Below are 280 nucleotides of genomic sequence, written 5' to 3'. Positions count from 1 at the left end.
CACCAATAAAAACAAAGACTTATAATGCAAAAAGCCCCGCCCCTTTGGCGGGGTTTTTGCTTATCATCCGGGGTCGCGGCAAGGGGTTCGCAAGCCGCCGGCGCTTGCAATCTAGACGTGCGCACAGCCCTGTTTGCTCAGGTTGCAGCAAAGAACTATCCTTGAACGGCAAAACAACAGGGGCCGTTTCCGCATGAAAACCATGATGGTTCTGGCCGTGGCCTTCGTATTTTCGCAAGCGCTGCTGACCAGCGCGCACGCGCATGGTGGCGGCTGTCGC

Annotated in this window: 1 protein-coding gene; it reads right to left on the bottom strand. The window is 56.4% G+C overall.

Going from position 1 to position 280, the window contains the following annotated elements:
- Positions 1-19: 19 nt before the first annotated feature.
- On the bottom strand, positions 20-280 hold a 261-nt coding region (locus RMT89_RS42555; RefSeq protein WP_315889121.1), incomplete at its 5' end, for a hypothetical protein.

This window comes from Streptomyces sp. P17 (assembly GCF_032436805.1).
Classification (GTDB): Bacteria; Actinomycetota; Actinomycetes; order Streptomycetales; family Streptomycetaceae; genus Streptomyces.
This window is presented reverse-complemented; position numbering and strand designations above follow the sequence as displayed.